The organism is Azospirillum canadense (assembly GCF_025961225.1).
Classification (GTDB): domain Bacteria; phylum Pseudomonadota; class Alphaproteobacteria; order Azospirillales; family Azospirillaceae; genus Azospirillum; species Azospirillum canadense.
This window is the reverse complement of record NZ_JAOQNG010000002.1, coordinates 391,943-408,878: the sequence shown is the minus strand read 5'-3', so window position 1 is coordinate 408,878 and position 16,936 is coordinate 391,943. Positions and strand designations below refer to the sequence as shown.

Annotated in this window: 16 protein-coding genes; 10 read left to right on the top strand and 6 right to left on the bottom strand. The window is 69.0% G+C overall.

The window, feature by feature from the left end:
- Positions 1–9: 9 nt before the first annotated feature.
- Positions 10–2,238: a cation:proton antiporter domain-containing protein gene (locus tag M2351_RS16465; protein WP_264657199.1), complete on the bottom strand. Its 2,229-nt coding sequence runs from the start codon at positions 2,236–2,238 to the stop codon at positions 10–12.
- Between the two features lie 367 nt (positions 2,239–2,605).
- Here M2351_RS16465 and M2351_RS16460 point away from each other — a divergent pair, with 367 nt between their 5' ends.
- From M2351_RS16460 to M2351_RS16430, 7 genes are all read left to right on the top strand, one after another.
- Complete coding sequence (locus M2351_RS16460; protein WP_264657198.1) at positions 2,606–3,241, top strand: class I SAM-dependent methyltransferase; 636 nt, start codon at positions 2,606–2,608, stop codon at positions 3,239–3,241.
- 76 nt (positions 3,242–3,317) lie between these two features.
- On the top strand, positions 3,318–4,595 hold the full coding sequence (locus tag M2351_RS16455; RefSeq protein ID WP_264657197.1) for an ABC transporter substrate-binding protein: 1,278 nt from the start codon (positions 3,318–3,320) through the stop codon (positions 4,593–4,595).
- A complete protein-coding gene (locus M2351_RS16450; protein ID WP_454464588.1) occupies positions 4,592–5,500 on the top strand; it encodes a carbohydrate ABC transporter permease in 909 nt (302 codons plus the stop codon). Before M2351_RS16455 ends, M2351_RS16450 begins: the two co-directional genes overlap by 4 nt.
- Positions 5,501–5,598: 98 nt before the next feature.
- Positions 5,599–6,432, top strand: coding sequence for a carbohydrate ABC transporter permease (locus M2351_RS16445; RefSeq protein ID WP_264657196.1), 834 nt, complete (start codon positions 5,599–5,601; stop codon positions 6,430–6,432).
- 5 nt (positions 6,433–6,437) lie between these two features.
- Positions 6,438–7,508 carry an ABC transporter ATP-binding protein gene (locus M2351_RS16440; RefSeq protein ID WP_264657195.1) on the top strand — a complete coding sequence of 357 codons (1,071 nt, stop codon included), beginning with the start codon at positions 6,438–6,440 and terminating at the stop codon, positions 7,506–7,508.
- A gap of 99 nt (positions 7,509–7,607) precedes the next feature.
- Positions 7,608–8,405: a DeoR/GlpR family DNA-binding transcription regulator gene (locus tag M2351_RS16435; protein ID WP_264657194.1), complete on the top strand. Its 798-nt coding sequence runs from the start codon at positions 7,608–7,610 to the stop codon at positions 8,403–8,405.
- Positions 8,406–8,522: 117 nt separating this feature from the next.
- A complete protein-coding gene (locus M2351_RS16430) occupies positions 8,523–9,584 on the top strand; it encodes an AbrB family transcriptional regulator (protein WP_264657193.1) in 1,062 nt (353 codons plus the stop codon).
- Positions 9,585–9,586: 2 nt separating this feature from the next.
- Here the strand turns inward: M2351_RS16430 and M2351_RS16425 are convergent, their stop codons facing one another.
- Positions 9,587–10,399, bottom strand: coding sequence for an NAD(P)H-dependent oxidoreductase (locus M2351_RS16425; RefSeq protein WP_264657192.1), 813 nt, complete (start codon positions 10,397–10,399; stop codon positions 9,587–9,589).
- 95 nt (positions 10,400–10,494) lie between these two features.
- On the opposite strand from M2351_RS16425, the gene M2351_RS16420 reads away from it, so the two are divergent.
- Positions 10,495–11,391, top strand: coding sequence for a LysR family transcriptional regulator (locus M2351_RS16420; protein WP_264657191.1), 897 nt, complete (start codon positions 10,495–10,497; stop codon positions 11,389–11,391).
- 12 nt (positions 11,392–11,403) lie between these two features.
- On the opposite strand, the gene M2351_RS16415 is transcribed toward M2351_RS16420, so the two are convergent.
- The 3 genes from M2351_RS16415 to M2351_RS16405 all read right to left on the bottom strand — a co-directional run bounded on the left by M2351_RS16415 (position 11,404) and on the right by M2351_RS16405 (position 13,967).
- The gene (locus M2351_RS16415) at positions 11,404–12,405 is read right to left on the bottom strand and encodes a glutathione S-transferase family protein (RefSeq protein WP_264657190.1); all 1,002 of its coding nucleotides are present in this window, start codon (positions 12,403–12,405) and stop codon (positions 11,404–11,406) included.
- Positions 12,406–12,484: 79 nt separating this feature from the next.
- Positions 12,485–13,069, bottom strand: coding sequence for a YceI family protein (locus M2351_RS16410; RefSeq protein WP_264657189.1), 585 nt, complete (start codon positions 13,067–13,069; stop codon positions 12,485–12,487).
- A 43-nt stretch (positions 13,070–13,112) separates the two neighbouring features.
- The gene (locus M2351_RS16405) at positions 13,113–13,967 is read right to left on the bottom strand and encodes a hypothetical protein (protein WP_264657188.1); all 855 of its coding nucleotides are present in this window, start codon (positions 13,965–13,967) and stop codon (positions 13,113–13,115) included.
- Between the two features lie 92 nt (positions 13,968–14,059).
- Between M2351_RS16405 and M2351_RS16400 the strand changes: the two genes are divergently transcribed.
- Positions 14,060–14,959, top strand: coding sequence for a LysR family transcriptional regulator (locus tag M2351_RS16400; RefSeq protein WP_264657187.1), 900 nt, complete (start codon positions 14,060–14,062; stop codon positions 14,957–14,959).
- A gap of 3 nt (positions 14,960–14,962) precedes the next feature.
- On the opposite strand, the gene M2351_RS16395 is transcribed toward M2351_RS16400, so the two are convergent.
- Positions 14,963–15,298 (bottom strand): YnfA family protein, encoded by a 336-nt coding sequence (locus M2351_RS16395; protein ID WP_264657186.1) that lies wholly within the window; start codon positions 15,296–15,298, stop codon positions 14,963–14,965.
- Positions 15,299–15,529: 231 nt separating this feature from the next.
- Here M2351_RS16395 and M2351_RS16390 point away from each other — a divergent pair, with 231 nt between their 5' ends.
- A complete protein-coding gene (locus M2351_RS16390) occupies positions 15,530–16,834 on the top strand; it encodes an MFS family transporter (RefSeq protein ID WP_264657185.1) in 1,305 nt (434 codons plus the stop codon).
- Positions 16,835–16,936: the final 102 nt, after the last annotated feature.

The following is a 16,936-nucleotide window of genomic DNA, read 5'->3' as shown; positions in this document are numbered from 1 at the left end:
TTGGACGCCTCAACTCGCCACGAAGACAAGCGACCGGTCGGAGCGCTCCAGCAGGTTCGCGGCCACCGCCCCGAAGGACAGCACGTCGCCCGCCTGCCGGCTCACGCCCATGATGATCAGGTTGCACCCCGCCCGCCGGGTCTCGCGCAGGATCGTCTCCTCGGCCGCCCCGTCGGTGCGGGCGAGCGTGCGAACAGAGCGCCCATAGCGCGCGGCGATGCCGGCCAGCTCGGCCAGCGCCGTCTCCTCGTCGCGCCGCGCGGCGGCGTGGCTGTTGTTGACGGTGCGGACCAGCGTGGTGCCGACGTAGAGGATGGTGACCGGGGCGTTGGCCGCGCGGCCGAGTGCCAGGGCGACCTCGGCGCTGCGGCGCGACAGCTCCGTGCCCGTCACCGCGGCCAGGATGTTCAGCCGGGCTTCCAGCGGGGCTTCCCGATGATCGCCGCGGGCCGCCACCACGGCGAGCGCGCCGTCGAAGCGGCCGGCGGTTCGCGACACCGCATCGGGGAAGTTGCCGGGACGGGTGCCGGACTCGTCCAGCCCGATCATCAGCAGGTCGTATCCCTTGCCGGCCTCCTCGGCGATAGTCTCCTCGGCCGGGGCGGCTTGGTCGCGGGCGAGCACCTCGACCGTCTCCGGGGCGTCGTCCGGCTTGGCGACCTGTTCCTGCGCGCGGTGCGCCGCATCGGCGACGACTTCCTGCGAGCCCATGCCGTCGGGGGAAGCCGGCACCGCCCCTTTGCCGAATTCAACCACCGTGACCGGCAGGCCGCGCAGGCCCGCCAGCATGCCGGCGAGCCGGGCGCCCAGCCGTCCGGGCGGGCTTTCGTCCGCGGCGACGAGGATGCGCTCGATCCGCGGGACAAACCCCTTGGCCTCGAAGGCCTCGCGCTCCAGCCGGGCCTTCTCGTCGCGGCCGAGCGGCAGGCGGCGCAGCGCCGCGCGCAGGGTGGGCGGCATGACCAGCGTGGTGAGGATCGCCATGGTGACGATCATCGTGAACAGGTCCTGGGTCAGCGCCCCCATCGCCAGGCCGATGCTGGCGACGATCACCTCGGTGGAGCCGCGGGCGTTCATGCCCGCCGCGAGCGCCAGCGCCTCGCGGCCCTTCATGCCGCCGATCCACCCGCCGGTGAAGGCCCCGACGAACTTGCCCACGCTGGCGATCAGCACCAGCCCGACGGTGAGCAGAAGCAGCGGCAGCTGGGTCAATATCGTCAGGTCGGCGCTTAGCCCGGCGGCGCCGAAGAAGACCGGCATGAACAGGGCCGTGGTGACGTTGCGGAACGGCTCGTCGATACGGCGGGTCAGGATGGGGGAGGTGCCGACGAGGATCCCGGTGACGAAGGCGCCCAGCACGGTGTGGACGCCGATCGCGTGGGTGATCAGGGCCATCAGGCCCATCAGCACCACGACCAGCGACAGCACCGGCGCGTCGCTGACGAAATGGTCGTTCGTCCACCGGATCAGCGTCGCCACCATCCGCCGCCCGACCGTCAGCGACACCGCCAGGAACACCAGGGTGCCGCCGGCGCTTTTGGCAAGCGACGACCAGTCGAAGCTCTGCTGGGAGGCGATGCTGAAGGTGATGGCGATGATCAGCCAGCCGATGGTGTCGTCGATGATCGCAGAAGCCAGGATGACCTGCCCGACGTTGCGCCGCACGAAACCCATCTCGCGCACCACCATCGCAACGATCTTCACCGACGAGATCGACAAGGCGGTGCCCAGGAACAGCGAGGTGACGAGGCGCTGGTCGGCGCTGGGCAGCATCGCGTCGGGCAGGAACTGGCCCAGCGCGAAGCCGCAGGCGAAGGGCACGACGATCCCGGTGATGGACACGCTGAAGGCCGCGCGCCCAACCTTGCGGATCAGCGACAGGTCCGTTTCCATCCCGGCGAGCAGCAGAAGAAGCAGCACGCCCAGCTGCGAGACCGCGTCCAGCATGCTCTTCTGCCCCGGATCCGCCGGGAACAGCGCGTGCTGCCCGTCCGGCCAGAGCGCGCCGAAGACGGAAGGGCCGAGCAGTATTCCCGCGATCAGCGGCCCCATCACGGCCGGCTGCCCGACCCTCTGCATGCCCTCGCCCAGCAGGCGGCCGAGCAGGATCAGCACGACGAGCTGGGCGACGAAGACCGCTTCCGACGGGCCGCCCCCTCCAGCCGCCGCGAGCGCGGTTCCCGCGGCGAACAGGGCCGCAACGCCGGTGACGGCGGGCGCGAGCCACGTCGTCCTCAACGCCGGCACTCCGTCCGGCGGTGGCGGAGAGATCGGGGTAAAAGGCAGTGCTGGACCATGGTGACCGGCGCGAGCGGTGAACGGCCGTTCTTCTACACTGCGAGGGCGGGTTGGTTCCTTGGTGTGGAGAGGAACACCGCGTCCGTTTGCCGACCCCCGCCCCCGACACTGTCGAGTCGCGTGCGGCGGCCGATGCCGTGCCGTGCCGGGCATCCCCGTCCGGGCGGATCACGCGCGTCCGGCCGGGCGAAAGGCCGGGGATTCCGGTGGGGCGGCCGGGGCGGCTGGAACACTTCCGCGCTCCACGGCTTTCATGCCTGACGAAAGGCCGTTATGGTCGCGTCCCAAGAAACGAGAGGGAGCCACAATGGACGCCGACTCCATTCGCGCCGCTTACCGGCGCTACGCCCGCTTCTACGACCCGGTGTTCGGGAACCTGCTGGCCTCCGGCCGCCACGCCGCGGTGCGCTGGATCAACCGGCGCGGCGGATTGCGCGTGCTGGAGGTGGGCGTCGGCACCGGCATCTCGCTGTCGGACTACCGCAAGGACAACCAGGTCGTCGGCATCGACCTGTCCACCGAGATGCTGCGCGTCGCGCAGGAGCGCGTGGACCGGGAGCGGCTGGAGAATGTCGAGGGCCTGCTGGAGATGGACGCCGGCAAGCTGGCCTTTGCCGACGGCAGCTTCGACCTCGTCGTCGCCATGTACGTGATGACGGTGGTCCCCGACCCGCAGGGCACGATGCTGGAGCTGGAACGCGTCTGCAAGCCGGGCGGCGACATCCTGATCGTCAACCACTTCGCGGCCGACAAGCCGGGCATCCGCCGCTCGGTCGAGAACTGGATGGCGCCCTTCTCCAAGAAGCTGGGCTGGCGCCCGGACTTCACGCTGGACACGCTGATGTCCGGCTCCCGCCTGAAGGTGGAGGAGTTGCAAACCGTTCCCCCCTTCGGCCTGTTCAGCCTGCTGCACTGCCGCCGCCAAGCCGAAGCCCTGGCTTAAGTGCAGGGGCGTAAGGGGCGGGAACCCAACCGCGGCCCTGGGGTTTCCAATCCGTTGTTGAACGGAGTGGACCCCGATGGCGCGGCTGTGGGCGTTCCTTCTCGCCGGGTTGCTGACGGCGCCTGCGGCCCATTCCGCTGTGGCCGCCGGGGCGACAGTCACGCTCGCCTGCAGCGGGCTGGGCATCGCGTCGGACCTCTGCCGGGACGGCGCGCGGAACTGGGCGGAGCGCACCGGCAACGAGGTGCGCTTCGTCTCCCCGCCGAAGGGGGCGGGGGAGCAGCTGGCCCTCTACCAGCAGCTGCTGGCCGCGGGATCCGCGGACATCGACGTCTTCCAGATCGACGTGGTCTGGCCGGGCATCCTCGGCGCCTATTTCGTCGACATGCGGGACGCGGTCGACCCGGCCACCATCGCCCAACACCTGCCGGCCATGATCGACGCGGCGACGGTGAAGGGACGGCTGGTCGCTCTGCCCTGGTTCGCCGACGTCGGGCTGCTCTACGTCCGCAAGGATCTGCTGGACAAGCACCAGCGCCCGGTGCCGGAGACGTGGGAGGAGCTTCAGGAGACCGCCGCTCTGATCCAGAAGGCGGAGCGTGCCGCCGGCAATGAACGCATGTGGGGCTATGTCTGGCAGGGCCGGGCCTATGAGGGGCTGACGGTCAACGCGCTGGAGTGGGTGGCCAGCCGCAACGGCGGCACCATTGTCGACCCCGACGGCACCATCACCATCGACAACCCGCGCGCCGTCGAGGCGCTGACCATCGCGCGGGGCTGGATCGACCGCATCAGCCCGCTCGGTGTCCTGAACTACATGGAGGAGGAGGCGCGCGGCGTCTTCCAGTCCGGCAACGCCGTCTTCATGCGCAACTGGCCCTACGCCTGGACGCTGGTCGACGGGCCGGACAGCCCGGTGCGTGGCAAGGTCGCCGTCGTGCCGTTGCCCAAAGGCGGGCCGGACGGGCGGCACGCCGCGACGCTGGGCGGACAGCTGCTGGCGGTCAGCAAATTTTCCGCCCACATCCCCGAAGCGGTCGACCTCGCACGGTCCCTGACCAGCCCCGAGGAGCAGAAGCGCCGCGCCATCCAGGGCGGGGCCAATCCGACCATCCCGGCCCTGTATGACGACCCGCAGGTGCTGGCCGCCAACCCCTTCTTCGGCGACCTCGCCAAGTCCATCGGCAGCACGGTCAACCGGCCGGCCCAGGCGACGGGCATGCGCTACAACCAAGTGTCCTCGGAGTTCTTCAGCGACACGCACGAGGTGCTGAGCGGCCAGCAACCCGCCGCGGAGACTCTGGCCCGGTTGAAGGAGGCGCTGGTCCGCATCAGCCGGGGAGGGCGTTGGTGAGCGGTGCGGGGGCCAGGGCGTCCGGCCTGACGCGGCAGCGCCGCCGCTCGGCGTGGCTGTTCCTGCTGCCGATGCTGGTGGTGCTGGCCGCGGTGGCCGGCTGGCCGCTGGCCCGCACCGTCTATTACTCCTTCACCGACGCGACGCTCGCCACCCTGGACGCCTACGCGCGCGTCGGGCTCGACAACTATCTGTGGCTGATGCGCGATCCGGTCTGGTGGCGCGCGGTGTGGAACACGGTGCTGTTCACGGTGGTGTCGGTGTCGCTGGAAACGGCGCTGGGGCTGGTCGTCGCGTTGACGCTGAACGCGCATCTGCCGGGGCGCGGGCTGCTGCGCGCCGCCGTGCTGATCCCCTGGGCGATCCCGACCGTCGTGTCCGCCCAGATGTGGGGCTGGATGTTCCACGACCTATACGGCGTCGTGAACGCGGCCCTGCTCGGGCTCGGCGTCATCGCCCAGCCGCAGGCTTGGACGGCGGACCCGCATCTGGCGCTGCCGGTCGTCATCGCGGTGGACGTGTGGAAGTCGACGCCCTTCATGGCGCTGCTGATCCTGGCCGCCCTCCAGATGCTGCCCCAGGACATCTACGAGGCGGCGCGGGTGGACGGGGTGCACCCGGTGAAGGTCTTCTTCCGCATCACGCTGCCGCTGATCCGCCCGGCCCTGATGGTCGCGGTGCTGTTCCGCACGCTGGACGCGCTGCGCGTGTTCGACTTGATGTATGTGCTGACCGGCAACAGCCGTTCGACCATGTCGATGTCGGTCTACGCGCGGCAATATCTGATCGACTTCCAGGACGTCGGCTACGGCTCCGCTGCCGCGACGCTGCTGGTGCTGATTCTCGCGCTCGCGACGGTCGCGGCGATCACGCTGGGGCGGGTGCGGTTCGAGGCGGGGCGATGACGAGGTTTTTGAACCACAGAGGCACGGAGACACAGAGAAACCACGCCCTCTGTGTCTCCGTGCCTCTGTGGTGAATCGCTGAATCCAGGAGGACGACCATGCGCCTTCGACGCACCGCCGGACGCATCGCCTTCGGGCTCCTCGTTCTGGGGATCGTTTTCTACGCGGTGTTTCCCTTCTATTGGGCGATCGTGACCTCGCTGAAGGCGGGAAGCGCGCTGTTCACGGTGGAGGCCTGGCCGTTCCACCCCTCCCTGGACAATTACCGGGCCATCTTCAGCCAGCAGCCCTTCGGGCGAAACATCCTCAACTCGCTGGGCGTCTCGCTGTCGGTGGTCGCGCTGTCGCTGGGGCTCGCGGTCGCCGCGGCTTACGCGCTGGGTCGGGTGGCGTTCCGCGGGCGGACGCTGCTTCTGCTCGTCGTGCTGGGCGTGTCGATGTTCCCGCAGGTGGCCGTGCTGTCGGGCCTGTTCGAGCTGGTGCGCTGGCTTGGCCTTTACAACCGGATGGGGTCGCTGGTGCTGTCCTACATGATCTTCACGCTGCCCTTCACCGTGTGGGTGCTGACCACCTTCATGCGCGAACTGCCCAAGGAACTGGAGGAGGCCGCCATGGTGGACGGCGCGTCCCCCTTCGTGATCGTGACGCGGGTGTTCCTGCCCTTGATGGGGCCGGCGCTGGCGGCGACCGGGCTGCTGGCCTTCATCGCCGCCTGGAACGAGTTCCTGTTCGCCCTGACCTTCACCCTGACCGACGAGGCGCGCACCGTGCCGGTCGCCATCGCCCTGATGTCCGGGGCCAGCCAGTACGAGCTTCCCTGGGGCCAGATCATGGCGGCGTCTGTCGTGGTGACGGTGCCGTTGATTGCCCTGGTGCTGGTGTTCCAGCGCCGCATCGTGTCCGGCCTGACCGCCGGCGCCGTGAAGGGCTGACGCCGATGGCCGCCGTCACGCTGCGCGGGGTGCGCAAGAGCTTCGGCCGCTTCGAGGTGATCCATGGCGTGGACCTGGACATCCGTGACGGGGAGTTCGTGGCCTTCGTCGGCCCGTCGGGCTGCGGCAAGTCCACCCTGCTGCGCCTGATCGCCGGGCTGGAAGACCTCAGCGACGGAGACCTGTCCATCGACGGCGCGCTGGTGAACGACCTGCCCCCGGCCAAGCGCGGGATCGCCATGGTGTTCCAGTCCTACGCGCTCTATCCGCACATGACGGCCTACGACAACATGGCCTTCGGCCTGACCCTGTCGCGCACCGACAAGCGCACGATTGAGGAGCGCGTGCGGGCCGCCGCCCGCCTGCTCCAGATCGAGAACTTGCTGGAGCGCAAGCCGCGCGACCTCTCCGGCGGGCAGCGCCAGCGCGTCGCCATCGGCCGGGCCATCGTGCGGGAGCCGAAGGTTTTCCTGTTCGACGAGCCGCTGTCGAACCTGGACGCAGCACTCCGCGTGCAGACGCGCATGGAGATCGCCAAACTGAAGGACGACCTGCGCGCCACCATGATCTACGTGACGCACGATCAGGTGGAGGCGATGACGCTCGCCGACCGCATCGTCGTGCTGAACGCCGGGCGGGTGGAGCAGGTGGGCAGGCCGCTCGACCTCTACCACCGGCCGCGCAACCGCTTTGTGGCGGGCTTCATCGGCTCCCCGGCCATGAACTTCCTGGAGGTCGTGGTCGCAGCGGCCGAGGGTGGCGCCGTAGCGGTCGGGCTGCCGGGTGAAGCCACCCTGCAAATCCCGGTGGAGAGCGCGTCGCCCCCCGTGGGGACGCGTCTGACCCTGGGCGTCCGTCCAGAGCATGTCGGGGTGGCGGAGGACGGCATGCCGGCCACCGTCCTGGCGGTGGAGCGGCTGGGCGGCGAGACGCACTGCCACGTCACGCTTGAGGACGGGCAGCGCATGCTGGTGCGCATGGAAGGCGACATCCCCGTCGGCGCCGGAGACCGGCTGTGCCTGAACCTGCATGGCGAAACCGCACACCTCTTCGACGATGCGGGCCAACGGCTTTGACCGGACGGGCCAATGTGTGGATCCGGCTTTCGAATGAACTTGCGGGCGAACCTTGGTTGCTGCTTGAATAGGCAGACTAGGGGAGGGGTTCCGCGCAACATGGAGATGATGACACCCCGGCAGACCGAGATCCTGGCGATCGCCCGCAACCTGGGGCGCGTGGTCGTGGAGGATTTGGCGTCGCGCTTCAACGTCACCCCGCAGACCATCCGCAAGGACCTGAACGAGCTGTGCGACCGCCGCCTGCTGCAACGGGTGCATGGCGGCGCCGTGGCCGGATCGGGCATCGAGAATCTGGGCTACGAGGCGCGGCGGCTGATCGCGCAGGAGGAGAAGCGCTCCATCGGGCAGCGCGCGGCGCAACTGGTGCCCGACAACTCCTCTCTTTTCATCAACATCGGCACGACGACGGAAGAGGTGGCGCGCGCGCTCCAGGGCCGGTCGGGGCTGGTGGTCATCACCAACAACATCAACGTCGCCAACCTCCTGCGGCCGGAACCGCACATCGAGGTGATCGTGGCCGGCGGCGTGGTGCGGCGGTCGGACGGTGGCATCGTCGGCGAGGCGGCCATCGACTTCTTCAACCAGTTCATGGTGGATTTCGCCGTGGTCGGCGCCTCGGCCATCGACGAGACCGGCGCGCTGCTCGACTTCGACTACCGCGAGGTGCGGGTGTCGCAGGCCATCATGGCGAACGCCCGCCACGTCATCCTGGTCGCCGACCGCAGCAAGCTGGAGCGCACCGCCCCGGTGCGCATCGGCCACATCTCGCAAATCCACACCTTCGTGACCGACGCGCTGCCGTCCGAACGGCTGGGCCGCATCTGCCGCGAATCCGGCGTCCGCGTGGAGGAGGTCTTCCCCGAACGCGCCGCGGAGCCCGCCGATCAGGAGTAAATGTCTCCTCGCCATGTTGAGCGGGGATGTCTGCACCACTGTATCAACGCTCCTTCCCGGCGGCGCCGTCGCCAATATTGGGCTCGGACCCATCCATGCCGCGGGATGACGCGCACCGTGCTTGACCGACCCGCCCTGCGCTGGGCAAGCCTTCTCACCCTGTCCCTGGCCTTCGTCGCTCTGCTGGAGCTTGCGCGTCTTCCGGCGGCGCTTCTGCTCGGCCCCATGGTCGCGGCGATCGTCCTGTCGGTCGGCGGCGGGACGGTACGATTGCCGAAGCAGACGGTCGTCGGCGCGCAGGCCATCCTCGGCTGCATGATCGCGCGGGCGATTCCGCCATCCATCCTGGCGGAGATGGCCCGGGACTGGCCGCTGTTCCTGGGCGGCATCGGGTCGGTGATCGTGGCGAGCAGCGCGCTTGGCTACCTGCTGACCCGCTGGCGCGTCCTGCCGGGCACGGCCGCGGTGTGGGGATCCTCGGCCGGGGCGGCGTCGGCGATGACGCTGATGGCCGACGCCTACGGCGCCGACGTCCGGCTGGTCGCCTTCATGCAGTATCTGCGGGTCTTCTTCGTTGCCGCCGCCGCCTCGCTGGTCGCCAAGCTGTTCGGGGCGAGCGCGTCCGGGGCTGTTCCGGACATCGTGTGGTTCCCGCCCGTCGCCTGGGGCCCCTTCGCCGGGACGCTGGCCGTCGCCGTTTTCGGCGTCGTGGCGGCGCGCTTTCTGCGCGTCCCCGCCGGGCCGCTGCTGCTGCCCATGGCGGCGGGGGTGGCGCTGCACGGGGGCGGCTGGCTGACCATCGAGCTGCCGCCCTGGCTGCTGGCCGTCAGCTACGCCTTCATTGGCTGGAGCATCGGCCTGCGCTTCAACCGCGCGATCTTCGTCCATGTGGCGCGTGCCCTGCCGCACGTGGTCGGGTCCACCCTGGCCCTGATCGCGCTGTGCGGGCTGTTCGCCATGGGCCTCGTCCTCGTGGCCGACGTCGACCCGCTGACCGCCTATCTGGCGACCAGCCCCGGCGGCGCCGATTCCGTGGCGATCATCGCGACGTCGAGCCAGGTGGACGTGCCCTTCGTGATGGCGATGCAGACGGCGCGGCTGGTGCTGGTGCTTCTGGTCGGCCCGCCGCTCGCCCGCTTCATCGCGAACCGGACGGCGGTCGCCGACAAGGCCGGCTGACTTCAGCGCGGCGGCAGCGGGTATTCCGGCGGGTCGCCGGGTTGCACCAGATGGATGCGCGTTCCCGTCTCGGCTCCGCCCAGCCCGTCCTTCAGGACCTGCTGCCCGTCGTAATGGCCGCCGTTCTGCCGCCGGAAGGGGATCGGCGTGTCGGTGAACAGGCCGCGCAGGCGCGCGCGGTAGCGGTCCGCAATGTCCTCCCACTGGCCGGGGGTGATGCGGTTGGCCTGATAGACGACGAAGGGATCGAGCACCGCCATGCCCGGATAGAACAGCGTCCCGTGCTGGATCGGCCAGAGCACGTCGTCCAGCGCGCCGTTCACCCCGCGCGGGGTGTAGTGGGACTCCTTCCCGCCGACGGTCATCGACACCAGCGCGCGCCGGCCGAGCAGGTTGCCCTCCCCAAAGCGTTCGCCGTAACGCTCGCCCGCATGCTCCCCGACGCCGTAGGCGAAGCCATAAGCGTAGACGCGCTCGAACCACCCCTTCATGATGGCCGGCATCGAGTACCACCACAGCGGGAATTGCAGGATCACCGCGTCCGCCCACAGCAGCTTGGCCTGCTCCGCGGCGACGTCGTCGCGCTGCGTGCCGCCGAGGAAGGCGTGCTTGGATTCGTAGGCGTAGTTGAGCTTTTCCGGGTTCACCCGGTTCGCGAAATCGTCGGCGTCCGCGACCGCCTTCCAGTTCATGGCGTAGAGGTCGGAGACTTGGACGCTGTGGCCGAGCCCGGTCAGGGTTTCGACGGCGAGATCCTTCAGGGAACCGTTCAGCGAATTCGGTTCGGGATGGGCGTGGATCAGGAAGACGTTCACGGGTCAGGCTCCGTGGGTTGGAAAGGATTAACTCAATCTGGCGCCATGGTCTGCTATTCTTGAAATCGCGAAATCTCTGTGCTGGTATCCATATCATGGATAGGAACGTCGACCTCAATCTGCTCGTCGCGCTCGACGCGCTGCTGGCGGAGCGCAACGTGACCCGCGCCGCCAAGCGGCTGAACCTTAGCCAACCGGCCCTGTCGGCGCAGCTGGCGCGGCTGCGTGACCTGTTCGGGGATCCGCTGCTCCTGCCGGCGCAACGCGGGATGATCCCGACGCAGCGGGCGCTGGACCTCCAGGAACCGCTGCGCCGCGCGTTGGAGGAGCTTCGCGGCGTGGTCGCCGCGGGGGCGTCGTTCGACCCGATCGCCGCGGATTTCGCGGTGTCGATCGCGGCCAGCGACTTCGTCCAGTACGCCATCCTGATGCCGCTCGTCTTCGCGCTGTCCCAGGAGGCTCCGAATCTTCGGTTTGCCTTCCGCGCGCTCGACGCAGGCACCCTCGTGGCACAGATGGAGCGGGGTGACGTTGATCTCGCCCTGATGACCCCGGACGCGGCGCCCGAGCCGCTGCGCATGCGCGTCCTGTTCGCCGAACGCTACGTGGCGATCGTGCGCCGCGACCACCCCTCGGTCGGCGATGCGCTCGACCTCGACACCTTCTGCGCGCTGGACCACGTCATCGTGTCGCCGCGCGGGGGCGGCTTTACCGGGCCGACCGACGCGGCGCTTGCGGCGCACGGCCGGTCACGGCGCGTCGTCCTGTCGGCCCCCGGCTTCCTGATCGTGCCGGAGATCATCGAGCGGTCGGACATGATCGCGCTGGTGCCGGAGCATGTGGCGCGCGACCGCGCCGCCCGGCTGCGGGTGCTGGAACCGCCAGTGCCTGTGCCGGGCTTCAGCATGGCCATGGTCTGGCACGACCGCACGACCGACCACCCGGCCCAGCGCTGGCTGCGCGACCGGCTGGTGGCCACCGCCGCGCTGTGACCCTGGGCCCGCTTACGCAGAGCGCCAGATGCCCTGGCCCGGCAGCCGGTCGCGGTCGTGCGGCCGGTCGAGATCCAGCAGCGGGCCTTTCGGGACGATCAGCGTCGGGTTGATCGCTGGGTTGATGTAGTAGCCGGCCTTGATGTGGGCGAGGTTCACCGTGTCCCGGATTCCGGGCCACTGGTACAGCTCCCGCAGGTAGTTCGACAGGTTCGGATAGTCTTCGATGCGCTTCAGGTTGCATTTGAAGGCGCCGTGATAGGCGCTGTCGAAACGCACCAGCGTCACGAACAGGCGCCAGTCGGCCTCGGTCAAGTATTCCCCGGCCAGATAGCGGCTGAGTTCCAGACGCTCCTCCAGCCTCTCCAGCGTGGCGAACAGGCTGTCGAAGGCCTCGTCGTAGCTCGCCTGCGATTTGGCGAAGCCGCAGCGGTACACGCCGTTGTTGACGTTGGGGTAGATCAGGTCGTTCCAGGCGTCGATCTCCGCCCGTAGCGTCTGCGGATAAAGGTCCAGCCTGTTGCCGGTCAGCCCGTCGAAGGCGCTGTTCAGGATGCGGATGATGTCCGCCGACTCGTTGTTGACGATGCGGCGCTCCTTGCGGTCCCACAGCACGGGGACCGACACTTTGCCGGTGTAGGTCGGGTCGGACGCGGTGTAGAGGTGCCAGTGCTCCCGAAAGGGCGCCATGCCCTCGGCCGCGACCTGCGGCTCGGCGTAGACCCAGCCGTCCTCCCCGATCACCGGCTCGGCGACGGACAGGCCGATCACCCGCTCCAGCCCCTTCAACGCGCGGAAGATCAGCGTGCGAGACGCCCACGGGCACAGGTACGAGACATAGAGGTGATAGCGCCCGGCCTCCGCCGGCAGGGTCGGGTTGCCCTCAGCGTCGGGGGAACCGTCCGGAGTGATCCAGGACCGGAAGCGCGTCGGCTCGCGATGGAAAGCGCCGTCCTTGATCTCGCTCGCGGCGATGTGGCCCTTGACCCACTCGCCATTCACCAACTGCGGCATGACGGCTCCTGAAACGGCCTGGATGAATAGGGAAGGGGACCGGCGGACCGGTCCCCTCCAGGGGTTAACAGCCGAGCTGTCAGGCCTTCACGGCCTCGGCCTCGATCAGCAGCTGGATTTCGTCGCCGATGGCCGGGGCGCCGTACTTCATGCCGAAGTCGGTGCGCTTGACCGTGCCGCGGGCGGAGAAGCCGACCGTCTCCAGCTTGCTGGCCGGGCTGACGCCCTCGTTGTTGAAAGTGACGTCCAGGACGACCGGCTTGGTGACGCCCAGCATGGTCAGGTCGCCGTACAGCTTGCCGGTCTTGGCGCCCGTCTTCTCGATCTTCGAGCTCTTGAAGGTCAACTTCGGGAACTCCTTCGCGTTGAAGAAGTCCGGGGAGCGCAGGTGGTCGTCGCGCTTGGCGTGGTTGGTGTCGACGCTGGCGGTGTCGATGGACACGTTCACCGCGCTCTTCTCCACGGCGTCCTTGTCGAAGGTGACATCGCCGGCGGCGGTGTTGAAGCGGCCGATCACGTTGGAGAAGCCGACATGGTTGACGATGAACGCCACGCTCAGGTGCGCCGGGTCGATCTTGTAGGTGACCGGGGCGGCCGAGGCCGGTGCGAGGGCACCCATGGCAGCGGTGGCGAACAGGGCGGCGGCGAACAGGGTCTTCTTCATCAAGGAAACTCCGAAGTCAGAATGGGGATGGAATGGGTAGGTTTCAGTAGGGCGACGCTTCCGCGCCGCCGAGGAGATAGGCGACGCCGATGGCGATCAGCGCCGGAAGAACGGTGAGGACGGTGACCACCGCACCGCCTGCCGCCCGGCCCAGGCCGCTGTCGGGCAACGGCAGCCGCCGGCCGACACGCTCGGCCAGCAGGGCGGGCAGCGCCAGCAGAAGGACGGCGGCCTCCGTCTGGGTGAAGAGCGCCAGGACGCCGGCCAGCAGGACGGCGATGCCCGACGCCACCCGGCCCGACACGCCCCATCCATGGCGCTCGACCGGCCAGTTCCACAGCAGGAAGCCGCCGGTCGCCGCGGCGAGCGCCAGCGCCATCTGCGCGATGGACGCCGAGGAGCCGATCAGCGCCGTACCGCCGACGGCCAGCGCCAGGGCCAGCAGCACCGCCGCCGGAGCGACCGCGTTGCCGCGTTGGCCGTCGTCGGACCCGGTCCGCCCGAAGACAACGCAGGCCCCGACGAGTAGAAGCACCAGGAGGGTCGCGAAGGCGACCGGCGTGTCGAGCGCGGGCAGGGCGATCCAGACCAGCGACGCGGCGAGCCACGCGGCGGCCAGCAGCGATCCGGCGCGGCCCTTCACGCCGACCGCGTCGGCAACCACACCGAGGACGAACCCGCCGGCGACGGACCAGAACACCTTGCCCATGCTGGACGGCGGGGGCAGGGCGGGGACGCCGACGACCAACGCGAAGACGGCCAGGAAGGTCGCCCCGATGCCAGCCACCGCCAGGAGGCGCCCCGGCGCCAGCCGGTGCAGGACGCCAACCGCCACCAAGCCCAACAACAGGGGCAGGACGCTGGACTGTACGAAGGGATCATGGAGAAGGTTGGACATGCGCTCGGTCGAAAGATCAGTGGAGGCTTCCGCGCGACCGTATGATGTGCTTCCATGAGCGGGAATTCGGAAACTTTGCACAAAGCCTCTGCATGAATGAGCAGGACAGTTGGGACGACCTGCGCTTCCTGCTCGCCGTGGCGCGGAACGGGTCCCTGTCCGCGGCAGCGCGGGCGCTGGGGGTCAACCATTCGACGGTGCTCCGCCGCGTCGCGGCGTTGGAGGAGTCCATGGGCGTCCGGCTGTTCGACAAGCGGCCCGGCGGCTATATCCTGACCTCAGCCGGCGATGAGATGCACCGCGTCGCCCTGAAGGTGGAGGAGGAACTGGCGACCGCCAGCCGTCGCCTGTCCGGCAGCGACGCCCAGATCTCCGGCACGTTGCGCTTCACGACGCTGGACATCCTGGCCCTGCACATCCTGCCCCGGCACATCGCCGCATTCCGCGCGCTGCACCCGACGCTGAGCGTGGACATGATCGTGGCCGAGGCGTCGCTGAGCCTGACCCGGCGCGAGGCCGACGTCGCCATCCGCTCGACCAACCGGCCGCCGGAGAACCTCGTCGGCCGCGCGGTGGCGTGGCTGGCCTTCGCCGTCTACGGCTCCGCCTCCTACCTGGACAGCGCGCCGGCAGCGGACGGCGTGGCCGGGCATGTCTGGGTCGGGCTGGACGAGACCTTCGACCACACGTCGATGATGCGGTGGCTGCGCAAGTCGGTGCCGCCGGACCGGATCGCCTGCCGGGTGAACTCGGTGGCGACGGTTCTCGAACTGGTGAAGGCCGGGGCGGGGCTGGGGCTGCTGCCCTGCGGGCTCGCCGACCGCTGCCCAGGGTTGCGCCGCGTCGGCCCGCTCGTCGAGGAGGTCGGCAGCAAGATCTGGCTGCTGACCCACGAAGACCTCCGCCACATGGGCCGCGTGCGCGCCTTCATGGACTTCATGGGCGACGCTTTCGCGCAAGACCGCGCCCTGTTGGAAGGCCGCACGTCGTAGCGGTCATTGCGGGACGGCGTTTCGCGGTCCCAGCAGGATAATAGCCGCCCCGACGCCGCAGACCGCGGCGCCGATCAGGTCCCAGCGGTCGGGCGCGCGGCTTTCCACGATCCACAGCCACAGCAGCGACGCCGCGATGTAGACGCCGCCATAGGCGGCGTAGGCGCGGCCGGCGAAGTCGGCGTCCACGCGGGTCAGCAGCCACGCGAAGGCCATCAGGCTCAGCAGCCCCGGCGCGATCCACAGCGGCGACTTGCCCAGGCGCAGCCACGCCCAGAAGGCGAAGCATCCGGCGATTTCCCCCGCCGCGGCGGCGATGTAGACGGCGAGTGTGGTCATTTCGGCTCTTTCGTTGTTCCCGGCTGTTCATCATTCCGGGCCGACTCCGGCGACGCAAGCGTTGCCCATCGCAGCGCTGTGGGCCGCCAATTCGGCATGGCTGCCCTGCCGGGCTCCATGCGTGCACGTATGGCCCTCGCCTGACAGAGTGCGCGGCAAGCGTTCGCCGTTATCTGCTCCGGACGCACAGCCTTCCCGAAAGGCATAAAGACAAAAAGAGGGAATGAGACAGTGTCTACCGTTTACACACAGGAAACCACCACCGGACCAACCTCGGCACAGCGCGTGTTCGCCATCGTCGGCGCCTCGTCCGGCAACCTTGTCGAGTGGTTCGATTTCTACGTCTACTCATTCTGCGCCTTGTACTTCGCACCCGCCTTCTTTCCGGCGGGCGATGCGACGACGCAGCTGCTGAACACCGCGGGCGTCTTCGCCGCCGGCTTCCTGATGCGCCCGATCGGCGGCTGGATGTTCGGCCGCATCGCCGACCGGCTGGGCCGGCGCACCGCCATGATGATCTCGGTCTTCATGATGTGCGGCGGCTCGCTGATGATCGCCGTCCTGCCGACCTACGCCACCATCGGCGTTGCCGCTCCGGCGCTTCTGCTGCTCGCCCGCCTCGCCCAGGGCCTGTCGGTCGGCGGCGAGTACGGCACCAGCGCCACCTACATGAGCGAGGTCGCCCTCCAGGGTCGCCGCGGCTTCTACGCCTCCTTCCAGTACGTCACGCTGATCGGCGGCCAGCTGATGGCCGTGCTGGTCCTGGTGATCCTGCAAAGCCTGCTGACGGTGGACGAGCTGAAGGCCTGGGGCTGGCGCATCCCCTTCGTGATCGGCGCCGCCGCAGCCCTGGTCGCGCTTCTGCTGCGCCGTTCGCTGGCGGAGACCTCGACCAGCGAGACCCGCGGCCGCAAGGAGGCCGGCACGCTGGCCGGCCTGATGAACCACAAGCGGGCCTTCCTGACGGTGCTTGGCTTCACCGCCGGCGGGTCGCTGATCTTCTACACCTTCACCACCTACATGCAGAAGTATCTGGTCAACACCGCCGGCATGAACGCCGAGACAGCCAGCCGCATCATGACCGTGGCGCTGTTCGTCTACATGCTGTTGCAGCCGGTGATCGGCGGCATTTCCGACCGGATCGGGCGCAAGGCCTCGATGATCATCTTCGGCGCCCTGGCGACCCTGTGCACCGTGCCGATCCTGGACACGCTGCGCGGCGTGACCGACCCCTACATGGCCTTCTTCCTGGTGATCGCCGCGCTGACCATCGTCAGCTTCTACACGTCGATCAGCGGCCTGATCAAAGCGGAGATGTTCCCGCCGGAGGTCCGCGCCCTGGGCGTCGGCCTGTCCTACGCCATCGCCAATGCCCTGTTCGGCGGCACCGCCGAATATGTGGCCCTATGGCTGAAGTCGGCGGGCATGGAGGAAAGCTTCTTCTGGTACGTGACGGCGCTCTGCGCGATCAGCTTCGTCGTGTCGCTGACCATGCGCGACCCGACGCGGGAAGGGTATCTGAAAGACGAGCCGTAAAGGCGCGAGCCCTGCTGCCCCCTCCCCGACCCTCCCCCGCTTCGCGGGAGAGGGGGCCTGAATTCCCTCCGCCGCCAACGGCGGGGGAGGGTTAGGGAGGGG

Excerpts from the sequence above, each read along its gene's own strand:
- M2351_RS16460 (WP_264657198.1), top strand. The coding sequence starts at position 2,606 with ATGGACGCCGACTCCATTCGCGCCGCTTACCGGCGCTACGCCCGCTTC.
- M2351_RS16455 (WP_264657197.1), top strand. The coding sequence starts at position 3,318 with ATGGCGCGGCTGTGGGCGTTCCTTCTCGCCGGGTTGCTGACGGCGCCT.
- M2351_RS16445 (WP_264657196.1), top strand. The coding sequence starts at position 5,599 with ATGCGCCTTCGACGCACCGCCGGACGCATCGCCTTCGGGCTCCTCGTT.
- M2351_RS16440 (WP_264657195.1), top strand. The coding sequence starts at position 6,438 with ATGGCCGCCGTCACGCTGCGCGGGGTGCGCAAGAGCTTCGGCCGCTTC.
- M2351_RS16435 (WP_264657194.1), top strand. The coding sequence starts at position 7,608 with ATGGAGATGATGACACCCCGGCAGACCGAGATCCTGGCGATCGCCCGC.
- M2351_RS16420 (WP_264657191.1), top strand. The coding sequence starts at position 10,495 with ATGGATAGGAACGTCGACCTCAATCTGCTCGTCGCGCTCGACGCGCTG.
- M2351_RS16415 (WP_264657190.1), bottom strand. The coding sequence starts at position 12,405 with ATGCCGCAGTTGGTGAATGGCGAGTGGGTCAAGGGCCACATCGCCGCG.
- M2351_RS16410 (WP_264657189.1), bottom strand. The coding sequence starts at position 13,069 with ATGAAGAAGACCCTGTTCGCCGCCGCCCTGTTCGCCACCGCTGCCATG.
- M2351_RS16405 (WP_264657188.1), bottom strand. The coding sequence starts at position 13,967 with ATGTCCAACCTTCTCCATGATCCCTTCGTACAGTCCAGCGTCCTGCCC.
- M2351_RS16400 (WP_264657187.1), top strand. The coding sequence starts at position 14,060 with ATGAATGAGCAGGACAGTTGGGACGACCTGCGCTTCCTGCTCGCCGTG.
- M2351_RS16395 (WP_264657186.1), bottom strand. The coding sequence starts at position 15,298 with ATGACCACACTCGCCGTCTACATCGCCGCCGCGGCGGGGGAAATCGCC.